Annotated in this window: 11 protein-coding genes and 2 pseudogenes; 3 read left to right on the top strand and 10 right to left on the bottom strand. The window is 72.4% G+C overall.

Annotation, left to right across the window (positions count from 1 at the left end):
- The first annotated feature begins 21 nt into the window (after window positions 1–21).
- Together ACIBQ1_RS38960 and ACIBQ1_RS38955 are read left to right on the top strand one after the other, a co-directional pair.
- Window positions 22–3,093, top strand: coding sequence for a BTAD domain-containing putative transcriptional regulator (locus ACIBQ1_RS38960; RefSeq protein ID WP_397284864.1), 3,072 nt, complete (start codon window positions 22–24; stop codon window positions 3,091–3,093).
- A gap of 570 nt (window positions 3,094–3,663) precedes the next feature.
- Window positions 3,664–4,197: pseudogene (locus tag ACIBQ1_RS38955) on the top strand (SDR family NAD(P)-dependent oxidoreductase); the annotation flags it as partial.
- Window positions 4,198–4,316: 119 nt separating this feature from the next.
- Here ACIBQ1_RS38955 and ACIBQ1_RS38950 read toward each other — a convergent pair.
- The 8 genes and pseudogenes from ACIBQ1_RS38950 to ACIBQ1_RS38915 all read right to left on the bottom strand — a co-directional run.
- A pseudogene (locus tag ACIBQ1_RS38950) lies at window positions 4,317–4,460 on the bottom strand (squalene/phytoene synthase family protein); the annotation flags it as partial.
- Between the two features lie 179 nt (window positions 4,461–4,639).
- On the bottom strand, window positions 4,640–5,029 hold the full coding sequence (rbsD, locus tag ACIBQ1_RS38945) for a D-ribose pyranase (protein WP_397284862.1): 390 nt from the start codon (window positions 5,027–5,029) through the stop codon (window positions 4,640–4,642).
- Window positions 5,026–5,970, bottom strand: coding sequence for a ribokinase (locus ACIBQ1_RS38940; RefSeq protein ID WP_397284860.1), 945 nt, complete (start codon window positions 5,968–5,970; stop codon window positions 5,026–5,028). The genes rbsD and ACIBQ1_RS38940 overlap by 4 nt, the downstream gene beginning before the upstream one ends.
- The gene (locus ACIBQ1_RS38935; protein ID WP_397284858.1) at window positions 5,967–6,929 is read right to left on the bottom strand and encodes a D-ribose ABC transporter substrate-binding protein; all 963 of its coding nucleotides are present in this window, start codon (window positions 6,927–6,929) and stop codon (window positions 5,967–5,969) included. Before ACIBQ1_RS38935 ends, ACIBQ1_RS38940 begins: the two co-directional genes overlap by 4 nt.
- Before the next feature lie 41 nt (window positions 6,930–6,970).
- Window positions 6,971–7,939: an ABC transporter permease gene (locus ACIBQ1_RS38930; protein WP_397284856.1), complete on the bottom strand. Its 969-nt coding sequence runs from the start codon at window positions 7,937–7,939 to the stop codon at window positions 6,971–6,973.
- A complete protein-coding gene (locus ACIBQ1_RS38925) occupies window positions 7,923–9,431 on the bottom strand; it encodes a sugar ABC transporter ATP-binding protein (protein ID WP_397284854.1) in 1,509 nt (502 codons plus the stop codon). Before ACIBQ1_RS38925 ends, ACIBQ1_RS38930 begins: the two co-directional genes overlap by 17 nt.
- Window positions 9,428–10,444, bottom strand: a complete 1,017-nt coding sequence (locus tag ACIBQ1_RS38920; protein WP_397284852.1) for a LacI family DNA-binding transcriptional regulator — start codon at window positions 10,442–10,444, stop codon at window positions 9,428–9,430. The genes ACIBQ1_RS38925 and ACIBQ1_RS38920 overlap by 4 nt, the downstream gene beginning before the upstream one ends.
- A 182-nt stretch (window positions 10,445–10,626) precedes the next feature.
- The gene (locus ACIBQ1_RS38915; protein ID WP_397284850.1) at window positions 10,627–12,687 is read right to left on the bottom strand and encodes a S8 family serine peptidase; all 2,061 of its coding nucleotides are present in this window, start codon (window positions 12,685–12,687) and stop codon (window positions 10,627–10,629) included.
- 681 nt (window positions 12,688–13,368) lie between these two features.
- On the opposite strand from ACIBQ1_RS38915, the gene ACIBQ1_RS38910 reads away from it, so the two are divergent.
- A complete protein-coding gene (locus ACIBQ1_RS38910; protein ID WP_397284848.1) occupies window positions 13,369–18,888 on the top strand; it encodes a biotin carboxylase N-terminal domain-containing protein in 5,520 nt (1,839 codons plus the stop codon).
- Window positions 18,889–18,895: 7 nt separating this feature from the next.
- On the opposite strand, the gene ACIBQ1_RS38905 is transcribed toward ACIBQ1_RS38910, so the two are convergent.
- Window positions 18,896–19,282, bottom strand: coding sequence for a VOC family protein (locus ACIBQ1_RS38905; RefSeq protein WP_397284846.1), 387 nt, complete (start codon window positions 19,280–19,282; stop codon window positions 18,896–18,898).
- A 169-nt stretch (window positions 19,283–19,451) separates the two neighbouring features.
- On the bottom strand, window positions 19,452–22,601 hold the full coding sequence (locus ACIBQ1_RS38900) for a S8 family serine peptidase (RefSeq protein ID WP_397284844.1): 3,150 nt from the start codon (window positions 22,599–22,601) through the stop codon (window positions 19,452–19,454).
- Between the last annotated feature and the right edge of the window lie 63 nt (window positions 22,602–22,664).

Below are 22,664 nucleotides of genomic sequence, written 5' to 3'. Positions count from 1 at the left end.
ATCCGAACCGGAGTGTGACTCATGTTGGAGTTTCGCTTGCTCGGCGCGGTCGAGGCCTACTCGAACGGGCAGCGCATCGGACTGGGCCCGCGCAAACAGCGGCTGACATTCGCGGTCCTGGCCCTGGAAGCCAACCATCCCGTCACGGTGGACCGGCTGGTCGAGCTGAACTGGCCGGGGTCCCGTCCGCGTACGGCCCAGCACGCGATCCGGGTCTCCGTCTCCCAGCTGCGCTCGATCCTGGGCCGCGCCGACCCCCACCGAGCCGAAGTCACGCTGACGGCGCAGGGCGCGGGGTACGTCCTGCGGATCGATCCGGAGCGGATCGACGCCCACCGCTTCCGCGGCCTGGTGCGGCGGGCCCGGGCGGAGCCCGACGACGAGCGCCGGGTCGCGCTGCTCGACCAGGGCCTCAGCCTGTGGCGCGGCCCCGTGCTGGCCGGTACGGCGCCTCCCGAGACGCAGGAGCGCCTGGGCAGCGGCCTGGAGGAGTCGCGGCTGGTGGCGCTGGAGGACAAGATCGACGCCGGGCTGCGGCTGGGCCGCCACCGCCAGTTACTGGACGAGCTGACCGAGCTGACCCGATGTCATCCGTTCCGCGAACGACTGACCTGCCAGTTGATGATCGCCCTGTACCGCAGCGGGCAGACGCACACGGCCCTGGAGGAGGCCAGGAGGGCGCGCCGCCACCTGGCCGACGAGCTCGGCATCGACCCCAGCCTCGAACTCCAGCGGCTCGAAGTGGCCATCCTGCGCAACGACCCGGTCCTGCTGCCGCAGCCCGACCGCGTCCTGGCGGCCGGCCCGGCCCCGCCGGCGGTGCCCGCGCAGCTGCCGCGCTCCGTCTCCGACTTCACCGGCCGGGCCGGGCAGCTCAGATGGCTGGACGAGCACGTCCAGGACCACACCAGCACCCCGGTCACGATCGCGATCACCGGCACCGCCGGGGTCGGCAAGACCGCGCTGGCCCTGTACTGGGCGCACCGGATCCGTGACCGCTTCCCCGACGGCCAGCTGTACGTCAACCTGCGCGGCTTCGCCACCGGGCCGCCGATGCGGCCGGACCAGGCGCTGGCCCGGCTGCTGCGCTCCCTCGGGGTCGCCCCCGAGCACGTGCCCGCGGACGCGGACGAGGCGGCCGCCCTGTACCGGACGCTCCTGGCCGGCAAGCGCGTCCTCGTCCTGCTCGACAACGCGGCGACGCCGGAACAGGTCCGCCCGCTGCTCCCCGGCGCCACCGACTGCCTGGCCCTGGTGACCAGCAGGGACCGGCTGAGCGGGCTCGTCGCCCTCGACGGCGCCCGGCAGCTCCCGCTGGCCGTGCTGGATCCCGTCGAGGCGCGGACGCTCCTGGCCAGGATCCTCGGCGCCGACCGCGTACGGCAGGAGTCGGACGCCGCCGCCAGGCTGGCGCTGCTGTGCGACTACCTGCCGCTCGCCCTGCGGATCGCGGCGATCAACCTGTCCCGGCAGCCGACGCGCACCATCATCGACGGCGTCACGGAGCTCGCCGGGAGCGACCGCCTGAACGCCCTGCAGGTCGACGGGGACGGCCGGGCCGCCGTGCGCGCCGCGTTCGACCTGTCGTACGCCGCCCTGGACGAGCCGGACCAGCGCCTGTTCCGGCTGCTGGGCGTGAGCCCGTGCCCCGACCTCACCCCGCAGGCCGCCGCGGCGCTGGCCGCCGCCCCCGCCGACCAGGTGCGGCGGGCCCTGGACCGCCTCGAACGCACCCACCTGATCCTGCAGACCGCGCCCGGCCGGTACGGCTTCCACGACCTGATCAGGCTCTACGCCCGCGACAGCGCGAACCTGGCGGAGCGGACGACCGCGCTCGCGCGGCTGTTCGACTTCTACCTCAGGGTCGCCGACGAGGCCAAACGCCTGCTCTACCCGCAGGCCCTGCAGCTCGCGGGACCGCCCCGGGAGCTGTCACCGCTGACGTTCGAGGAGTCCGCGGCGGCGCTGGCGTGGCTCGACGCGGAGCGCTCCGGCCTCATCGCGACCATCACGTACGCGGCCGCCCACGGCCCCCGGGACGTGGCCTGGCGGCTGGCCGACACGCTGCGCGGCTACCTGTCGCTGCGGCGCGACCCGAACGACTGGCAGACCGTCGCCGAGGCCGCGCGCTCGGCCGCCAGCCTCGACGGCGACCTCACCGCCCAGGCCGCGACCGAGCTCAGCATGGCGCAGGTCTACCAGAGCCGGGGCATGCACCCGCAGTCGCTGAGCCACTATGCGCAGGCCCTGAAGCTCGCCCAGCGCGCCGGATGGCGCGAATGCGAATGCGCGGTGCTCAACAACCTCGGCAACGTGCACTGGAAGCTGGGCTCGCTGCAGGAGGCCGCCGACCACTACAGCCAGGCCATCGCCATCGCGAGGCAGACGGGTCAGCGCACGATCCACGCCACCAGCCTGGCCAACCTCAGCATGGTGTACCGAAGTCAGGGGCAGCTGGCGCGGGCGGCCGAGCTCCAGCACGAGGCCCTGGCGCGTTACCAGCAGGCCGCCTACCGCAACGGCGAGGCGATCGCGCTGGAGAACATGGGCGAGATCTACCACGATCTCGGCGAACTCGACCGCGCGCTGGACTATCTCGACCGCGCCCTGCCCATCTTCCGCCAGTCGGGCAACCGCTACGGCGAGGTCCTCGTCCTGAACGCGCTGGCCGCCGTCCACCGCGACGCCGGCCGATATGAGGACGCTCTCGAACTGGCCGACCACGCGGTGGAGTTGTCCGTCGCGATCGGCGACCGCCGGGCCGAGGCCGACACCCTGAACACCCGCGCCACCGTACGCACCGAACTCGGGCGCGCGGAGCAGGCCGCCGAGGAGCACGGCCGGGCGCTGGCCATCGCCCGGGAGGTCGGCAACCCGCAGCCCCGGCTGGAGTCCCTCATCGGGCTCGCCGGCGCCCACGGTCATCTGGGGAATCTGGCACAGGCGTCCGCCCACGGCCACGAGGCGCTCAACGACGCGCGCCGCTGGGGGTTCCGCCAGATCGAGGAGCAGGCGCTCACCGCCTTGGCGGACATCCACCTCCGCGCCGCGGAACGGCAAATCCGCGCGGCATTGTCCGTCGATTCAGAATGAATAATTCGCCCATATTTCATTGGGCCTGCTTATTGCCTGACGGGTCGTCAGCATTTACTGTTGAAATATGAGGAAAACAGCGATTACCACGCTCGGCGTGCATGACGACACCAACAATTACAACGACTCCGCCGAAGTCCCTCGACGCTGAATTCCGACCACGGGTAAATTCGTCATTAAATTTTCGTCGGCATTTCGTCCGTGCGGACCCGCCGCCGTGGCGCGTGGCCCGGGCCGGTCCTGCGCCCGCCCGCCGTGCCGCTGATCAGCGCCGCGACGGCTCACGAGCCGGGGAGTGCGGGTGTGCGTCGCGCGTACGGGTCAAGCGGCGGCCGGAACGTAAACGCGGCCGCGTCGCCCATTCTGTATACCGTGTCCCGGCGGATGGGCCCCGGTTCACGCGGCGGCGGCAGCCCGGGAGATCGCCCATAGTTCGCCGTCGAAGTATGGGGAGAAGCCCGTGTACGGGTTGGGGCGGTGCGGGAGTGGAAAGCACACGATCGTAGGCACCGTGACGGAAAGCAGGCGGCCGATGCTCGCACCAGGACCGGCCCCGCGGGCAGGGCGGCCATGAGGCTCGCCGACGCCCACGTTCTCGTCACCGGAGCCTCCTCGGGCATCGGGGCGGCCACCGCGCGGGCGCTGGCGGGCACCGGCGCGCGGCTGACGCTGGCCGGGCGCGACCGCGAACGGCTGGCGGCCGTCGCCGCGGCCACCGGCGGGCGCGCGCTGGCGTGCGACGTCGCCACCCAGGCCGAGGAGCTGGTCTCGCGGGCCGGGCACGTCGACGTGCTGGTGAACAACGCGGGCGTGGGGTGGGCGGGGCCGTTCGTGCGGATGCCGGCCGGCAGCGTCGAGCAGCTGCTGGCGGTCAACTTGGCCGCGCCGATCGCGCTGACGCGGCTGCTGCTGCCGGGGATGGTGGCGGCGGGCCGCGGGCGCCTCGTGTTCGTGGCCTCGATCGCCGGGGCGGTGGGCGTGGGGCAGGAGGCCGTGTACTCGGCCACGAAGGCGGGGCTGATGACGTTCGCGGAGGGCCTGCGCCACGAGCTGCATCGGGTGCCCGGCGTCGGCGTGTCCGTCCTGCTGCCCGGGGTGGTGGACACCCCCTTCTTCGTACGGCGCGGCGCCCCGTACACGCGCGGCTGGCCGGCGCCGATCGCGCCCGAGCGGGTGGCGCGGGCGATCGTGGCGGCGATCGCCTCCCCCTCGGCCAGCATCGTCCCGGCCCGTGCGGCCTGCACGGCCACCACTTCGCGCAACCGCGCCGACGCGGTCGCCGCCGAGAGATCGCCGATCGGGCAGCCCGCCCGGCGCAGATCCTCCCCAGGCAGGTAGACGCGCCCGCGCCGGAGGTCCTCGCCCACGTCCTGGCAGTGCTCGATGACCTGCAAGGCCGAGCACACCTTGTCGGACAGGGCCAGCCGGGGCCGCTGACCTCGGGCGAATGATTTACCCGCGGATTAACGATTCGGCCGGGCCGAACAATTAACCGGGAATTTCGCCGCGTTCGGCCGGGACGCGCGGTCCTGAGAGGGCGCCCCCGTCAGAAGGCGACGCCGCAACGCAGGATGACGTTGGCGTACGGCCGCGCCTCCCCGGTGCGCACCACGAGCCTGCTGGCGGCGGAGAGCTGCTTGAGCCGCTCGTGCGACACGTACGCCAGCCCCGGCAGCCGCTCGGTGAGCAGCGCGTGGCAGTCGGGGTTGGCCGCCTGGACCTCCTTGGCCGCCGTGGCGCCCTCGACGACGAGCTCGGCGAGGATCCCGTCGAGCACGTCGGCGAACGACGGGACGCCCGCCACGAACGCCAGATCCACCACCTGCGCCCCCGCCGGCAGCGGCATGCCGCTGTCGCAGATGAGCAGCTCGTCGGTGTGCCCGAGCCGCGCCAGGGCGCCCGCCAGAGCCGCGTTGATGACGCCGCCGCGCTTCACAAGCCCTCCACCTCCGCCATCGTCGGGTACGAATCCTGCGCCCCCGGTCTGCGTACGGCCGCGGCGCCCACCCTGGCGGCGAACGCCGCGGCCCGCGTGAGCGGCTCGCCCGCGGCCAGCCGCCAGGCCAGCGCTCCGGTGAACGCGTCGCCGGCCCCGGTGGTGTCCACGGCCGCCACGCGGGGACTGGGCACGGGGTGGACCGCGCCGCCCTCGGCACCCGGGGTGCTGCCGCCCTCGGCCACCACGGCCCCGTCGGCGCCCAGGGTGATGACGACCGAGCGGGGGCCGAGCGCCAGCAGCTCCTTGGCCTGCCGGTCCGGCTCGCCGGGCGCGCCGAGCAGCAGGGCCGCCTCGTGCTCGTTGACGACCAGCGGATCGCACAGCGCCAGCAGCTCGTCCGGCACCGGGACGGCCGGCGACAGGTTGAGCACCGCGCGGCGGGCCAGCCGGGCCGCGGCGAGCACCGCCGGCAGCGGGATCTCCAGCTGCAGCGACACGACCGGAGCCGACCGCAGCAGCGGCGCCGCCTCCAGCACGTCGTCCTCGGTGAGCCGGGCGTTGGCGCCGGGGGCGACGATGATGCTGTTGTCGCCCCGCGGCCCGACGGCGATCATGGCGATGCCGCTGGCGGCCGGAGTGTCGCGCAGGTGACCGAGGTCCACGCCGTCGCGTTCGAGCGACTCGCGCAGCAGCCGCCCGTGCCCGTCGGCGCCGACCCGGCCGAGCAGCGCCACCCGCGCGCCGAGCCGGGCGGCGGCCACCGCCTGGTTGGCGCCCTTGCCTCCGGGATGGACGGCCAGCTCCGAGCCGAGCACGGTCTCGCCCGGCGCGGGATGCCGTTCGACCTGGACGACCAGGTCGGCGTTGGCCGACCCCACCACCACGACGTCGAGCGGGTGGCGGGGCGGGCCGTCGTCGTGTTCCGTCACGGAGCTCATGCCCCGGTGAACTCGGACAGGTTGTCCTTGGTGGCGACCTTCACCGGCACGTTGGCGGTGGCCTGCAGCTGCTCGCTCTTGATCGCCTTGACCGCGTTCTGCACGGACTGCTGGCCGAGCAGGGCCGGCTGCTGGGCGATGCTGGCCGCCAGCGTGCCGGCCTCGATCGCCTTCAGCCCGTCGGGAGTGCCGTCGAAGCCGACCACCTTGACCTGCTTGCCGGCCTTGGCGCCGAGCGCCTTGATCGCGCCGAGCGCCATCTCGTCGTTCTCGGCGAACACGCCGGTGACGCCGGGGTGCGACTGCAGCAGGTTCGTCATGACGTCCAGGCCCTTGGTGCGGTCGAAGTCGGCCGGCTGCTGGGCGACGACCTTGATGCCGGGGAACGCCTTGATGCCCTCGGTGAAGCCCTGGCCGCGGTCGCGCGAGGCCGAGGTGCCGGGCACGCCCTGCAGGACGACGACCTCGCCCTTCTCGCCGATCTCCTTGGCGAGCTGCTCCGCCGCCAGCTTGCCGCCGGCCACGTTGTCGGAGGCGACGGTCTGGGCGACCTTGCCCCCGTTGACGCCGCGGTCCACGGCGATCACGGGGATGTTGGAACGTTCCGCGATCTTGACCGCGGGCGCGGCGGCGTCGGAGTCGACCGGGTTGATGACGATCGCCTTCATGCTCTGGCTGGTGAAGTTCTGCACCTGGTTCACCTGCTGGGAGGCGTCGTTCTGGGCGTCGGTGACGGTCAGCGTGACGCCCAGCTTCTTGGCCTCGGCCTCGGCGCCGGCGCGCAGTTGCACGAAGTAGGGGTTGTTCAGGGTGGAGATCGACATGCCGATCTTGATGTCGCCGCCGGAGGCGGCTCCCCCCGAGCCGGAGGAGGACGTGCCGGAGGAGCCGGCAGAGCCGCAGGCGGTCAGGCCGAGCGTCAGTACGGCGCCCGCCGCGATGAGGGCGTGGATGCGCATGGGAGGTACCTCATTCCTTCTTACTGATATTTACGGTGATGTCAGCGGCCGCTTCGGCGGCGCAGTGTGTCGAGCAGGACGGCCAGGGCGATCACCACACCGATGACCACCTGCTGCCAGAAGGCCGAAACCGACAGCAGGTTCAGCCCGTTGCGCAGCACGGCCAGGATGAGCGCGCCGACCAGCGTGCCGAGTGCCCGGCCCTTGCCGCCCGACAGGCTCGCCCCGCCGATGACCACGGCGGCGATCGCGTCCAGCTCGTAGCCGGAGGCGGCCTGCGGCTGGGCCGAGGCGAGCCGGCTGGCCAGGACGATGCCGGCCACGGCGGCGAACGCGCCGGACAGCGCGTAGGTGACGAGCTTCTGCCGGCTGACGGCGATGCCGGACAGCCGGGCGGCCTCCTCGTTGCCGCCGAGGGCGTACATGGCCCGGCCGGCGTACGTGCGGTTGAGCACGACGGCGGTGATCACGCCCATGAGCGCCATCACCAGCACGGGCACCGGCAGGAAGCCGCCGACGGTGTCGCCCAGGTGGGAGACCGCCTCCGGCATCTCGATGGGGCTGCCCTGGGAGACCACCAGGGCCAGCCCGCGCGCCACGCCCAGCATGGCGAGCGTGGCGATGAACGGCGGCAGCTTGCCGTACGCGATGAGCGCGGCGTTGACCAGCCCGCATCCGATGCCGACGGCCAGCGCGACGAGCGTGGCCAGCGGCCAGGGCAGCCCGCTGTCGGCGGCCGTCCAGGCCAGCACGATCGCCGACAGGGCGGCCACGGCGCCGACGGACAGGTCGATCCCGCCCGTGATGATGACGAACGTCGAGCCGAACGCGAGGATCGCGGTGACCGCCGCCTGGACGCCCACGTTCAGCAGGTTCGTCACGGAGAGAAAGTCGCCGGACAGCAGCGACAGCGCCACGACGAGCACGACGAGCGCCGCGAGCGAGCCGTTCTCGGCCAGCAGGCTCCGGGCCGTCGGCCGTGCGGCCAGCACGTTAGTGGACACGAGCATCCTCCACCTCGGTGACGGCCAGCGCCATCACGGAGTCCTGGTTCGCCTCGGCGGCCTTCAGCTCGCCGACGAGCCTGCCTCTGGCCATGACGAGGATGCGGTCGCTCATCCCGAGGATCTCGGGCAGATCACTGGAGATCATGAGGACCGCGTGGCCGGAGGCGGTGAGCGAATTGATCAACTGGTAGATCTCGACCTTGGCGCCGACGTCGATGCCGCGCGTCGGCTCGTCGAGAATGAGCACGTTGGCGTCGGCGAGCAGCCACTTGCCGATCACGATCTTCTGCTGGTTCCCGCCCGACAGGGTGCGCACCTCCTGGCCGAGGTGGCTCATCCGCACGCCGAGCTGGTCGGCCACCCGCGCGGCGGCCTTGTGCTGCCCGGCCCGGTCGACGAATCCGCCGTGGCTGGCGCCGCGCAGGGTGACCAGGCCCAGGTTCTCGGCGATGTCGGCGCCCAGGACGAGTCCCTGGCCCTTGCGGTCCTCGGGGACCAGGCCGAGCCCGGCATCCATGGCGGCGCGCACGTCGCCGCGGGGCAGCCGCCGGCCGCGTACCAGCACCTCGCCCGAGTCGGGGGCGTCGGCGCCGAACACGGCCCGGGCCACCTCGGTGCGGCCCGCGCCGACCAGCCCGGCCAGGCCGACGACCTCGCCGGCCCGCACCTCGAACGACACGCCGGAGAACGCGCCGGCCCGGCTCAGGTCGCGCACCTGCAGCAGCGGCTCGCCGGCCGTGGCGGGCCGGCGCGGGTACTGCTGGTCGATGGGCCGGCCCACCATGAGCCGGATCAGCTCCTCCTCGGGCGTGCCGGCCGGCACCTGGGCCACGGAGCGGCCGTCGCGCAGCACGGTCACCCGGTCGCCGATCTGGGCGATCTCCTCCAGGTGGTGGGTGATGAACACGACCGCGACGCCCCGCTCGCGCAGCTGCCCGACCAGGTCGAACAGGCGCCGTACCTCGCTGGTGGTGAGCACGGCGGTGGGCTCGTCCATGATCAGGACACGGGCGTCGAGCGCGAGCGCCTTGGCGATCTCGACCATCTGCATCTGCGCGATGCCCAGGTCGGCGACGCGCGTGCGCGGGTCGACGCCGACGCCCACCTGGTCGAGCATGCCGCGGGCCTGCTCGTGCATGCGCCGCGTGTCGACGAACCCGAAGCGGCGCGGCGGCCGGCCCAGGGCGAGGTTCTCGCCCACGGTCAGCTGCGGGACCAGGTTGAACTCCTGGTAGATCGTGGCGATGCCGAGCCGCTGGGCGTCGGCGGCGGTCCTGATCGCGACCGCCTCGCCGTCGACGAGGATGCGGCCGCTGTCGGGCTGGTAGGCGCCGGACAGCATCTTGATGAGCGTGCTCTTGCCGGCGCCGTTCTCGCCGAGCAGGACGTGCACCTCGCCCGCGCGCAGGTCGAAGTCGACGCCGTCGAGCGCCACCACGCCGGGGAACCTCTTGCCGAGGCCCTCCACGCGCAGGATCTCCCGTGCCTGGCTCACGAGCGGCCCTCCTTCCTCGTGCCCGTCTCCCCGCACGATTCGCGCGCCACGAGCGTCGCGGGCAGCACCACCGACTCGGCGGCCCGGCCGTTCAGCACGTCGAGGATCACCCGGACCGCGCGCCGGCCCAGCTCGGCGGTGGGCTGGCTGATCGCGGTGATGCGGGGGTGTACGTGCCTGAACCACGGCACGTCGTCGAACGAGGCCAACGCGACGTCGCCGGGAATGTCCAGGCCGCGCTCGTGGACCTCGTCGAGCGCGCCGAGCGCCATGAGGTTGTCGCCCAGGAAGATCGCCTGAGGGGGTTCGGGCAGGTCGAGCAGCTCGGAGGTGATCCGCTGGCCGCTGCCGGCGCGGAAGTCGCCGACGCGCACGTACTCCGGGGGGATCTCAAGGCCGTGCTCGGCCGTCGCGCGCAGGAACGCCTCCGTCCGCTCGCGCCCGGTGGACAGGGTGCTCGGCCCGGACACGAACGCGATCCGCCGGTGCCCGAGGGCGCGCAGGTGGGCGACCAGCTCGGCGATGGCGGCGCTGCCGTCGGCCCGGACCGACGGCACCTCCACGCCGCTGAGCGTCCGGTCGAGGAAGACCAGCGGCCGCTCTCCCCGGCTGACCTCCTCCACCAGGGGCGTCACCTCGGCGGTGGGGCAGATCAGCAGCCCGTCGACCCGCCGCTCCAGCAGGGTGCGCACGTAGTGGTCCTGTTGGTCGGGCCGCTCGTCGGCGTTGCCGATGATCACGGTGTAGCCGGCCTCGCGTGCCTCGTCCTCCACCGCCCGCGCCAGCTCGGCGAAGAACGGGTTGAGGATGTCGCCGATGATCAGCCCGAGCGTCCTGGTGGCCTCGGTACGCAGGGACCTGGCCACGGCGTTGGGCCGGTAGTTCAGCGCGGCCATCGCGTCGTGAACCCGGTTGCGCGTCTCCTCGGTGACGGACGGGTTGTCGTTGAGCACCCGGGAGACCGTCGCGACGGAGACGCCCGCCTGCGCGGCGACATCTTTGATTCGAGCCACCTGACCTCCATGTAATCGGTTACATGAGGGTATGTAATCGGTTACATGATTGGGAAATGTTAGGCGGTGTGATTAAGGTCACATTTCCGAGGCATTGCCGGCGCTGATCAGCGGACCGCCCACCGGCAGCCTGCCTGTGATGCCCGGGCTCCCCGCCCGGACATCACAGGCCGATCAGCGGCTCAGAACTTGATCCACCATCCGTCCAGGTAACCCGTGTCGCCCGCGGTGACGTCCTCGACGCGTAACGTCCACGTCCCGTTCGCCGGTGAGGCGCTGCCGTCCACCGGATAGGTCTCCCAGATCACGTCGCCGTTGTCCTGGGGGGCCGGCAGGCGGAGTTTGTACACCATGCCGTTCGGGCTGATCAGGTCGATCTTCAGATCGCCCACCCAGGTGTGGTGGATCTCCGCGTAGACCGTCGCCTTCGCGGGCGCGTTGCCCGGGAGCCAGCCCGTCACCGTGATGGGCGACGTGACGACGCCCTTGTCCGGGATGTTGCGATCGTCCCAGTTCTCGAAGAAGGGGAAGTCCATCGACCAGCCGTCGATGAAGCCGGAATCGGGTGCATAGTCGTCCGTGGCGCGGAGCTTCCAGGTCCCGTTCGGCGTCGTCACGGACGTGGCGTCCACGTCGTAGGTCTCGTCGATGAAATCGCTGCCGTCCGGGGACGGCTCCCTCAGCGGGAACACCTTCCCGTCCGGGCTGATCAGCTGGAGCTTCAGATCACCCACCCAGGGGTGCCGGATGGAGACCCAGACGTGCAGCTGCGCCGGCCCCTTGTCGAGGATGTCGCTCACGTCGATCGGCGAGTCCACCCTGCCCCGGTCGGGGATGGCGTAATCGTCCATGTTGACGAAGTACGGCGGCCAGACGGCCCCCGGGTCCGCCGGCGGGGTGGGGGTCGGGGTCGGGGTCGGCTGGGGGAGCGCGGCGCCGTCCAGCCGGAGTCGTGGCGTGGTGGCGCCGGTGTAGGCGATCGGCTTGCCCGTGGTCTTCATGGCCGACTCCAGCTCCGCGATGCCCGCCTGGGGGAAGGCCTGGCGAAGCACGGCCAGCGCGCCGGTCACGTGAGGAGCCGCCATCGAGGTGCCGCTCAGCGGCGCCCACCCGTCACCGGGCACCGAGGAGACGATCGACGTCCCGGGAGCGAAGAGGTCCAGCAGGGGGCCGCGATTGCTGAAGGCGGACACCGTGTCGTCGTCGGTGGTGCTGCCCACCGTGATGGCCGAGGGCACGCAGGCCGGCGCGCTCACCGCGTCGCCGTACCCGTTGTTCCCGGCCGCCACCACCGTCGCCACCCCGGCCGCCAGCAGGCCGTCGATGGCCTGCTTGCGCGGATCGGTGTCGCACGACACGGTGTACCGGCCGCTGCCCAGGCTCAGGTTGGCGGCCACCAGCGGCGTACCGGCCTCCTTCAGCTGCAGGACCTTCTCCAGGCCCGCCACCTGGGCGCTGGTGAAGCTCAGCACGCACGGCGCGGCGCCCGCGCCGCAGAAGTCCTCCGACGTGAACTTGCTGAACACCTGGATGGCGACCAGGCTCGCGCCGGGCGCGACACCGGCAGGCGGGGCTCCGCTCACGCTCTGGCCGTTGCCGACGGCGATCCCGGCCACGTGCGTGCCGTGATCACAGTCGAGGGCCGGGTCCGCGCATGCCCCCTGCTCGGAGTCGGCCGATCCGGCCCCCTCCTGCTGGGCGGTGCCGTTGGGGCACAGGCTGGTGGCGGAGTAGTCGGCGTCGACGGGGGAGAAGCAGGCCTCGCCGATCACCCGCCCGCCCAGGAAGGGGTGGCCGGTCGCGACGCCGGTGTCCAGTACGGCCACCGCGCTGCCCGCGCCGGTCAGCCCCGCGGCCCGGGTGCGGTCCCCGCCGATCAACGGGACGCTCTCGGCCAGCACGGGCGGCACCGGCCGGTCCTCCGACACGCTCACGACGCCCGGCCGCGTGGCCAGCCGGTCCAGCGCCGCCGCGTCGACACGTAAGGTCACCATGGGGAACCGGGACAACGTCTGCAGCACCTGACCGGTGCTCGCCGCGTCGGGCAGATCGGCCCGGGTCTTGGTGACGACGTTCACCCTGATCTTGCCGGCGGCGGCCCGCGTGCGTAACCCCGGCTCCACCGACGGGGGCGCGGACGTGGCCTGCCCGTCCAGATCCGCCGGCGCGGCGTGGGCCGGCGCGCTCGCGATGGCCGTGGCCGCCAGGGCCACGATGACGCCCGAGACAAGCCACTTCTTCATGTCGCGTCTGCTCCGATGGCGGCCTGCGGCGGGAGCGGCAGGGGGAGGGGCACCGCGGACGTTAATCGGCGCAACCGGGCCTCCTGAAATGAGCCAGTGATTTGATCACCTGGACAGTAAATGATCGCAAAGCGCCCGACAAGGGTCTGGACAGGCGTTCATGACGGTGCTCAAATCGCATACGGAGCCGCACCTTGGCGCCCGGCACAAGCGCCCGCTCGGCGCGGTCGGCAGCCGTGGCGGACGGCAATTGGCGACGGGTCGCGCGCCGCGCCCCACCGAGCCGAAAATCTCACGTCTGCCCAGCTCGCGAGCGTTGCAGAAGGCAGGCAGTTAAAATTCTGAAGAGTCCCTCCGGTCGGCCGTGCGGAGGTTTTTATAAGAGCCTTATAGTGGCGATATTGTGCTTTTATGGCAGGCTCGCGGATAATTTCCGGGGCGTAATTATCGCCAATTCTGCGGGCTGGTGTTTCGGGTGCGTCCCCACCCGGCTTCCGGCGGGCGCCAGGGGTGGTGTGGCTCGCGGTACTTTTGTGGGGTTCCCACAACGCAGCACCTCCGCCATGAGCGATGCGGGCCATGGTGCACCGGATGGCGATCGAGCAGGGTGTAGAAAGGTGCAGGCGGCGTTCCGGGATCCCGGGCGTCGCCTTTGTGCGTGAGTATGGGGAGGCTCAACCGGTGTTCAGTCGTGTCGCCATCGTCAATCGTGGAGAGGCCGCGATGCGGCTCATCCACGCCGTCCGGGACCTCTGCGCGGAGACCGGGGAGCGGATCGAGACGGTGGCCCTCTACACCGACGCCGACCGCACCGCGACCTTCGTCCGCGAGGCGGACCTCGCCTACCCCCTGGGGCCCGCCGCCGCCCGCCCGTACCTCGACCACGCCGTCCTGGAGCGGGCGCTGGTGGAGACCGGGGCCGACGCCGCTTGGGTCGGGTGGGGGTTCGTCGCCGAGGACCCGGCGTTCGCCGAGCTGTGCGAGAAGATCGGCGTCACCTTCGTCGGGCCGAGCGCGGAGGCGATGCGCAAGCTCGGCGACAAGATCGGCGCCAAGCTCATCGCCGAGAAGGTCGGCGTCCCCGTCGCGCCGTGGAGCCGCGGCGAGGTCGCCACCCTGGAGGACGCGCTGCGCGCCGGCGAAGAGATCGGCTACCCGCTGATGCTCAAGGCGACCGCGGGCGGCGGCGGGCGCGGCATCCGCATGGTCGCCTCCAAGGAGGACCTGGCCGACGCGTACGAGCGCACCAGCCAGGAGGCGCTGCGCGCGTTCGGCTCCGGCGTGGTCTTCCTGGAGCGCCTGGTCACCGGCGCCCGCCACGTCGAGGTCCAGGTCATCGCCGACGGGCAGGGCACCGCGTGGGCGCTGGGCGTGCGCGACTGCTCGGTGCAGCGGCGCAACCAGAAGATCATCGAGGAGTCCGCCTCCCCCGTGCTGGGGATCGAGCAGACGGCCGAGCTCAAGGCGTCGGCCGAGCGGCTCGCCGTGGAGGTCGGCTACCGCGGCGCCTGCACCGTCGAGTTCCTCTACCACCCCGGCGAGAAGCTGTTCGCCTTCCTCGAGGTCAACACCCGCCTTCAGGTCGAGCACCCGATCACCGAGATCACCACCGGCACCGACCTGGTACGGCTGCAGCTGCACGTCGCGAACGGCGGGAGGCTGGCGGGCCCCCAGCCGGCCGAGGCCGGCCACGCCGTCGAGGCCCGGCTCAACGCCGAGGACCCGGACCGCGACTTCGCGCCCGCCCCCGGCCGCATCGCGCGCCTGGTGCTGCCCGCCGGGCCCGGCATCCGCGTGGACACCGGCGTCAGCGAGGGCGACAGCATCCCGGCCGACTTCGACTCGATGATCGCGAAGATCATCGCCTACGGCAGCGACCGCGAGCAGGCGCTGGGCCGGCTGCGCCGCGCGATGGCCGAGACCACGGTGATCATCGAGGGCGGCGCCACCAACAAGAGCTTCGTGCTCGACCTGCTCGACCAGCCCGAGGTGATCGACGCGAGCGCCGACACCGGCTGGATCGACCGCGTGCGCGCCAAGGGCCGCCTGGTCAGCCACCGGCACTCCGCGATCGCCCTGGCCGCCGCCGCGATCGAGGCCTACCAGGACGAGGAGGAGGTCGGCCGCCGGCGGCTGCTGTCCACCGCGCACGGCGGTCGCCCGCAGGTGCAGCACGACTCGGGCCGCCCGCTGGACCTCAAGCTCCGCGGCGTCGGCTACCGGGTGAGCGTGGCCCGGGTCGGGCACGGGCGCTTCCGCGTCGGGATCTCCGGCGGCGGCGAGGCGCACCCCGCGGACGTCGAGGTGGAGCGGTTCGACGCGCACAGCGGCCAGATCGTGGTCAACGGCCGCCGGTTCCGGGTGGTCTCGGCCACGCACGGGCCGATCCACCTGGTCGAGGTCGACGGCGTGACACACCGGATCAGCCGCGACGAGGGCGGCGTCGTCCGCTCGCCCGCGCCCGCGCTGGTGGTCGCGACGCCGCTGTCGGCCGGCGACGAGGTCGAGCCGGGCGCGCCGATCCTGGTGCTGGAGAGCATGAAGATGGAGACGGTGCTGCGCGCGCCGTTCCGCGCCCGCGTCCGCGAGTGTCCGGTGTCGGTGGGCAGCCAGGTCGAGACCGGCGCGCCGCTGATGCGCCTGGAGCCCCTCGCCGACGAGGGCCCCGAAGAGGAGTCCGCGGGCGTCGTCGAGATCGACCTGCCCCCCGAGCCCGGCATGTCCGCGGCCGACCGGGTCGAGCGCGGCCTGCAGGATCTGCGCGGCCTGCTGCTCGGCTTCGACGGCGCCCCGGACGAGCGCAACCGGGCGCTGTCGGCGTACCTGGCCGCGCGCGCCGAGCTGGGCGAGCAGCCCATCGAGGGCGAGCTCGACCTGCTCACCGTGTTCGCCGACCTGGCCGAGCTGAGCCGCAACAAGCCGGGCGGCGCGCTCGACGTCGAGCCGGGCAGCCCCGTGCACAGCCCGCGCGAGTTCTTCCACAGCTACCTGCAGAGCCTGGACGTCGAGCGCGCCGGCGTCACCCAGAGCTTCCAGGCCAAGCTCGCCAGGGTCTTCGCCCACTACGGCGTCGACGACCTCGACCGCACGCCGGAGCTGGAGGCCGCGGTCTTCCGGATCTTCCTGGCCCAGCAGCAGATGAGTAAGGCCGTCGCGATCGTCTCGGAGCTGCTGCGCCAGTGGCTGGCCGGCCCGCCGCCGGTCGAGCCGCTCGGCGAGCGCGCCGGGCTCGCCCTGGAGCACCTGGTCGAGGCCACGCAGGTGCGCTTCCCCACGGTGTCCGACCTGGCCCGTGGCGTGGTGTTCCGCTGGTACGCCCAGCCGCTGCTGCGCCGCAACCGCGCCAAGGTCTACGCCGCGGTACGCGACGACCTGCGCTACCTGGACGCCAACCCGGACGCGCCGGACCGCGCCGAGCGGATCCAGGCCATGGTGGCCGGCTCCGAGCCGCTGGTCCGGCTCATCGGCCAGCGCATCGGCCGCCACGGGCGGGATCACGCGCCGCTGCTGGAGGTGCTGACCCGCCGCTATTACGGCAACCGGGGGCTGTCCGAGGTCACCGCGAGCGAGGCCGCGGGCTGCCGGTTCGTCACCGCCGAGCACACCGGGGCGGCCGGGGTGACCCGCGTGGTCGCCACCGCGGTCGACATCGCCGCCCTGCCCGACGCCATCGGCGCCCTCGACACGTTCGCCGCCGAGGGGGTCGTCGAGGGCGCCACCGAGAGCGTCGTCGAGGGCTCCGCCGACGGGGCGGAGCGGGGTCTGGTCGGTGACCTCTACGTCACGTGGGAGGACCAGCCGGACGCCGACGCGATGGCGGCGCGGATCGGCGAGCTCCTCGCCGAGCACTCGCGGCCCGCGGGCGTCGGCCGGATCACCACCACCGTCGTCGGCACCAGCGGCGCCGTGATGCACCACCACTTCACCTTCCGCCCCGACGGCGCGGGCTTCGCCGAAGACCGGCTGATCCGCGGCCTGCACCCGCAGATCGCCGAGCGCCTGCAGCTGCAGCGGCTGCGCGAGTTCGACCTCACCCGGCTGCCGTCCGCCGACGAGGAGATCTACCTGTTCAAGGCCGTGGCGCGCAGCAACCCGGCTGACGAGCGGCTCATCGCGATGGGCCAGGTCCGCGACCTGACGCCGCTGCGCGAGGCCGACGGCAGGCTGGTCGCGCTGCCCGCCGTGGAGGACGCGCTCACCGCGGGCCTCGACGCGATCCGCAACATCCAGGCGCAGCGCCCCCAGAACAAGCGCTTCGACACCAACCGGATCATGATGTACGTCTGGCCGTCGACCGAGCTGTCCACCGACGAGCTCAACATGCTGCTCCAGCGCATCCTGCCGACCGCGGCGGGCGCGGGGCTGGAGGAGGTCCAGTTCGTGGCCCGCCAGCGCACCGCCTCCGGCGAGCTGGCCGAGGTCGCCGTGCGGATCACCCTCGACCCCGGCCACGCCGCGACCCTGGACGTCGGCAAGCCGTCGACGGAGCCGGTCCAGCCGCTGGACGACTACCGCCAGAAGGTGCTGCGCGCGGCCCGGCGCGGCAACGTCTACCCGTACGAGCTGACCGGCCTGCTCACCGGGCCGGAGGGCGGCTTCGTTGAGCACGACCTCGACGCCCACGGCGCGCTCGTGCCGGTGGAGCGGCCCAAGGGGAAGAACTCCGCGGCGATCGTGGCGGGCGTCGTCACGACCCCGACCGAGCGGCACCCCGAAGGTGTCACCCGCGTGGTCCTGATCGGCGACCCGACGAAGGCGCTGGGCGCCCTCTCGGAGCCCGAGTGCTCGCGGGTGATCGCCGCCCTCGACCTCGCCGAGCGGATGCGGGTCCCGCTGGAGTGGTACGCGCTGTCGGCCGGCGCCCGGATCTCGATGACCTCGGGCACCGAGAACATGGACTGGGTCGCCGCGGCGCTCAAGCGGATCGTCACCTTCACCCAGGGCGGCGGCGAGATCAACATCGTGGTCGCCGGGATCACCGTCGGCGCCCAGCCGTACTGGAACGCCGAGGCGACGATGCTCATGCACACCAAGGGCATCCTGGTGATGACGCCGGACTCGGCGATGGTGCTCACCGGCAAGCAGTCACTCGACTTCTCCGGCGGCGTGTCGGCCGAGGACAACTTCGGCATCGGCGGCTACGACCGCGTCATGGGGCCGAACGGCCAGGCGCAGTACTGGGCGCCCAACCTGCCGGCCGCTCGCGACGTGCTCATGGCGCACTACGACCACACCTACGTCGTGCCCGGCGAGGCGGGGCCGCGGCGGGCCCGCACCGGCGACCCGTTCGACCGTGACATCTCCGGGTTCCCGCACGAGCTCGCCGACAGCGACTTCGCCACCGTCGGCCAGATCTTCTCCGCGGAGCTCAACCCCGACCGCAAGAAGCCGTTCGACATCCGCACGGTGATGCGTGCCGTGTCCGACCAGGACCACCCGGTGCTGGAGCGCTGGGCGGGCATGGCCGACGCGGAGACGTCCGCGGTGCAGGACGCGCACATCGGCGGCCGGCCGGTCTGCCTGATCGGCATCGAGTCGCGGTCGGTGCCGCGGCGCGGCTTCCCGCCCACGGACGGGCCCGACACCTACACCGCGGGCACGCTGTTCCCGCGCTCGTCGAAGAAGACCGCGCGGGCGATCAACTCCGCGTCCGGCAACCGGCCGCTGGTGGTGCTGGCCAACCTGTCCGGGTTCGACGGCTCGCCGGAGTCGATGCGCAAGCTCCAGCTGGAGTACGGCGCGGAGATCGGCCGGGCGATCGTCAACTTCGAGGGCCCGATCGTGTTCTGCGTGATCTCCCGCTACCACGGCGGCGCGTTCGTGGTGTTCTCCAAGGCGCTCAACCCGAACATGACCGTGCTGGCGCTGGAGGGCTCGTTCGCCTCGGTGCTCGGCGGCGCCCCGGCGGCGGCCGTGGTGTTCTCCGGCGAGGTGAACAACCGCACCGCGACCGACCCGCGGGTGACCGAGCTGCAGACGCGGGTCTCGGCGGCCAGCGGTGCCGAGCGGGCGGCGCTCAACGCCCAGCTCGCGGAGGTGCAGTCAGCCGTACGGGCGGAGAAGCTCGGTGAGGTGGCCGCGGAGTTCGACCGGGTGCACAGCATCCAGCGCGCGGTCGAGGTCGGCTCGGTCGATGCGATCATCAGCGCCGCCGAGCTGCGCCCGCGGATCATCGAGGCGATCGAGCGCGCGATGGGCTGACCGTCCTTCAGCGGGGGTCACGGCGCAGCGGATGATCGGACGGCACCTCCACCAGCACGATGCGATGCCCGTCGGGGTCCTCGATCCACAGCTCGATGAGGCCCCACGGCTCCTGACGCGCCTCGCGCACCACCGTGACCCCCGCCTCCCGGAGCCGTTCCTCCTCCTGCGCCACATCGCGTACCTGCAGCCACAGCGACAGCCCTGAGACGGCCCCGTCGTCGGAGTGCCCGGAGATCTCCAGGAACCCCTGGCCGAGGAAGAAGACCACGCCCGGCCGGTCGGCGGGGCCGAACTCGCGATAGACGGCCAGGCCCAGCGTCTCGCGGTAGAAGTCGAGGCTGCGGACGAGATCCTTCGGCCGCAGCAGCACTCGATTGCTCAGCACCTCCATCCCCGACCTGTTCCCCGTCCGACCGGCTGAAACGCGCCCGAGGCGACCCTGCGCCGCCACTGTGAGCGACGTCACCCGCCAGCCGTGACACAACGCCCGGCCCGTGCGGTGTCGTCCCTGGACCGCGCCCTGGCCGAACGCGTCCGTCAGGCCGGCACGCTGCGCTTCCTCAGTTGGGAGACCCCACCGCGTAGGCCCTGATGACGGTCTGGGTGAGGCCGGTGCCGGCGGCGTCCGCCACCTTCACCCGCAGCGACACGTGCCCGGGCGTGCGCGGGTTGGGCACCATGGCGGTCCACCCCGGGCCCGTTCTGAGCACCGGGACCGGCCGCCAGGTCGTGCCGTCGTCCCCGGACATCTCCAGCCGGACCTGCTCGACCGGCGCCTGGGGGGCTCCCGGGGCGCGTTCCAGCCTCATGGGCAGCGGGGTCGTCGAGCCGGGCGCGGCGCGGTTGAGGTCGTCGAGCCCGGTGGGGGTGTACCGCATCGCCATCAGCGGCAGCGGCCGCTCGCCCGCCGTGTGCGACGACCGTACCGTCCAGACCGTGTCCACCGCCGTGGACAGCGTCGAGTGCGGCACCTCCCTGCGCATGGACGAGCTGATCGTGTACGTGGCCGCCCCGGCGGGCAGTTCGGCGCGCAGCACGCACGCCTCCGCATCCCCGAGCACGCAGTCGGCGAGGTCGGCCCTGGCCAGGACCTGCCCCTTGGCGGCGACGGTGACGGCGCCCGTGGCCGCGGAGTCCGTCCCGGCCCGCGCGGTGCCTCCGTCGGCGAACAGGCCGCCGGCGGCGACGGTCAACGTGTCCCCGGTACGGCGTGCGCCGAGCCCGGCGAGCGACGGGCCGGTCACCGCGACGTTCCACGTCTCCCGCGTGTCGCCCCGCTTCGGCTCGTGCCCCGTGTCGGCCAGCAGGGCAGAGCCGACCTCGAGCGCGCTGTTCCACACCAGGCCCGGTGTGCGGTAGTGGGTGAGCGTGCCCGGCAGGTCCACCTCGTCCCGGACCGGCAGCAGAACCCCGGCCCCGGCCTCGTCGAACCGCGCTCCGACGAGCGGGGTGCCCTTGGCCGCGACACCGGCGCCGCGGTAGACGGCGGTCACCTTCGCGAGTTCGTCCCGCTTGGCGTCCAGCACGGGGTCGGCGGGGATCCCGTCGCTGTGGCGCTGGACCAGGTCGTAGAGGTACGGGGTGCCGGCCGTGCCGTCCCAGAGGTTTCTGATCATGAGTTTCAGGCCCGGCTGGCGTACGGGGACCACGAAGAGCCTGTCGGGGTACCTCATGTACGACGTCCATGAGGTCGACCAGGCGCCGAGGGCCAGGTTGATGGTGTACCCGTTCTGCTGGACCGCCGCCGGGTCGTCGATCGAGAAGCGCACCCGCTTGCCGGCGCGCGCGTCCACCGTCACCTGCTGGTCGCCGTCGGCCACGGTCACGGTGCTGTGAGCGAGCGTGATGCCTTCCACCTGGAGGACCTCGGTGAGCAGGTTCCACTGGCCCTTGGGCAGTCGAACCCGGCTCCGTCCGCCTTCCACCTGCAGCTCACGTACGTCGCCGGTCTTCGGGTTGTAGAGCTCGGCGTAGAAGTCGGCGGGCCCGCCGGACTTGTCGAGGACGTCGATGGTCACGTCGTACGACTCCGGCTCGACGAAGGCGCCGGCCGGCGTCCTGATGACCTGCTCGCCGGACGTGGCGGTGACGGTCCCCTGGTACTCGCCCGTCTTCCTGCCCCGCCCGTCGATCGTCAGCGTGACGGACGCCTGGCCGCCGGCGGGCACCTCCAGATGCCGGGCGGAAAGCTTGAGCACCTCGCCCTCGGCCGTCAGGTCGAACGTGCGCGGGCTGTCGCCCGAGTTGGTGTAGGTGATGGTCTCGGTCCGCACCTGCTCGTCGGTGCTGCCGTAGCGGAAATAGGCCCACATGTTGCCCGGCTCGGCGATCACGGGCTGGGCCAGCGCGCGTACCAGGTCCACCTGGCCGCCGCCCTGCTCATACCGGGTCGCGCCGGCCACGGGCGCGGCGCTGCCGATGAGCGCGGCCTTGAGCTGCCGGCCGGTCCACTCGGGATGGCGCTGGGCGAGGATCGCGGCGGCTCCCGCGACGTGCGGCGCGGCCATCGAGGTGCCGCTCATCGCCACGTGTCCGCCGCCGGCCCGCGCGGCCGTGATGTCCACGCCGGGCGCCGTGACGTCCGGCTTGATCGCGTGGTCGATGTCACGCATCCTGCTGGAGAACGGCGCCATCTTGCCCTGCTTGTCCACGGCGCCGACCGTCAGGGCCGCGTCGGCGCTGCCCGGGCTGCTCACCGGAGAGGCGCCGTCGTTGCCCGCGGCCACCACGAACAGCGCGCCGGTCCGCTCGGAAAGCTCGTTCACCGCCTGCTCGACGGGGTCCAGTTCGGGGGTGTCGGGAGCGCCGAGGCTCAGGTTGACGACCTTGGCCTTGACCTCGACGGCGGCCCACTCCATGCCGGCCAGGATGGCCGACTCCGTCAACGACGTGGAACCCAGTTTTCCCAGGGCGATCTTCGCATCGGGCGCCACGCCCCTGTACCTCTCCCCGGCGCCGGCGATGGTCGAGGCCACGTGGGTGCCGTGGCCCAGCCTATCGCTGATGTCGGGTTCGCTGCTGAAGTTACGCGACTGCGTCACGACGTTCTTCAGGTCGGGGTGGCCGGGGTCGTACCCGGAGTCGAGCACGGCGATCGTGACGCCCTTGCCGGTGAACCCCTGTTTCCACGCCTCGGGGGCGCCGATCTGCTTGACGCTCTGGTCCAGGCTGTAGGAGCGGCGGCCGTCCAGCCAGAGCTTGGTCGTGCCGGAGGCCAGGCCGCGGGCGCCGGCCGTCAGGTCCCGCCAGGTCCGGGCCGCGTTCGCCTTGGGCAGGCGCATCGCGCTCATGCCCAGGGTGGCCAGCCGCCGGGTCGGCGCGGCGCCGCGCAGGTCCTGGCCCGGCGACCGCAGGATCAGGGGGATCTCGTTCGTGGCGGCGTCGCCGTACTGCCACCGCATGAGCTGGGTGACGTCGAACAGCCGCTTGTCCAGCACCCCCTTGGCGATCAGCGGCCGGGCATCGGACGGGATCACGTACAGATGGCCCCCGCTCATCTGCCCGGTGAACGTCACCTCCCGGCCCTGGCCGGGCGTCACGCTGTAGTTCCGTCCGGCGACCACGACCCGGTCGCCGGTGATCAGGGTCACGGTGTTGTCCGCGGGGCCGGCCGGGAGTGCGGTGGCCGATAACGGGGTGACGCCGGCCGCCGCGGTCAGCAGGCTGGTGACCAGCGCGCCGGCGGTGATCACGATGGGTTTGGATTTCACATGACAGGAAATGTCCGGCAATTTCGTGATGTGACAGCTCGTGTGGTGCCCCCCTCCGCGGGC

It is taken from the genome of Nonomuraea sp. NPDC050153, assembly GCF_044460125.1.
GTDB lineage: Bacteria > Actinomycetota > Actinomycetes > Streptosporangiales > Streptosporangiaceae > Nonomuraea.
This window is presented reverse-complemented; position numbering and strand designations above follow the sequence as displayed.

Coding starts and splice junctions, on each gene's coding strand:
- ACIBQ1_RS38960 (WP_397284864.1), top strand. CDS start 22: ATGTTGGAGTTTCGCTTGCTCGGCGCGGTCGAGGCCTACTCGAACGGG.
- ACIBQ1_RS38940 (WP_397284860.1), bottom strand. CDS start 5,970: ATGAGCTCCGTGACGGAACACGACGACGGCCCGCCCCGCCACCCGCTC.
- ACIBQ1_RS38935 (WP_397284858.1), bottom strand. CDS start 6,929: ATGCGCATCCACGCCCTCATCGCGGCGGGCGCCGTACTGACGCTCGGC.
- ACIBQ1_RS38930 (WP_397284856.1), bottom strand. CDS start 7,939: ATGCTCGTGTCCACTAACGTGCTGGCCGCACGGCCGACGGCCCGGAGC.
- ACIBQ1_RS38915 (WP_397284850.1), bottom strand. CDS start 12,687: ATGAAGAAGTGGCTTGTCTCGGGCGTCATCGTGGCCCTGGCGGCCACG.
- ACIBQ1_RS38905 (WP_397284846.1), bottom strand. CDS start 19,282: ATGGAGGTGCTGAGCAATCGAGTGCTGCTGCGGCCGAAGGATCTCGTC.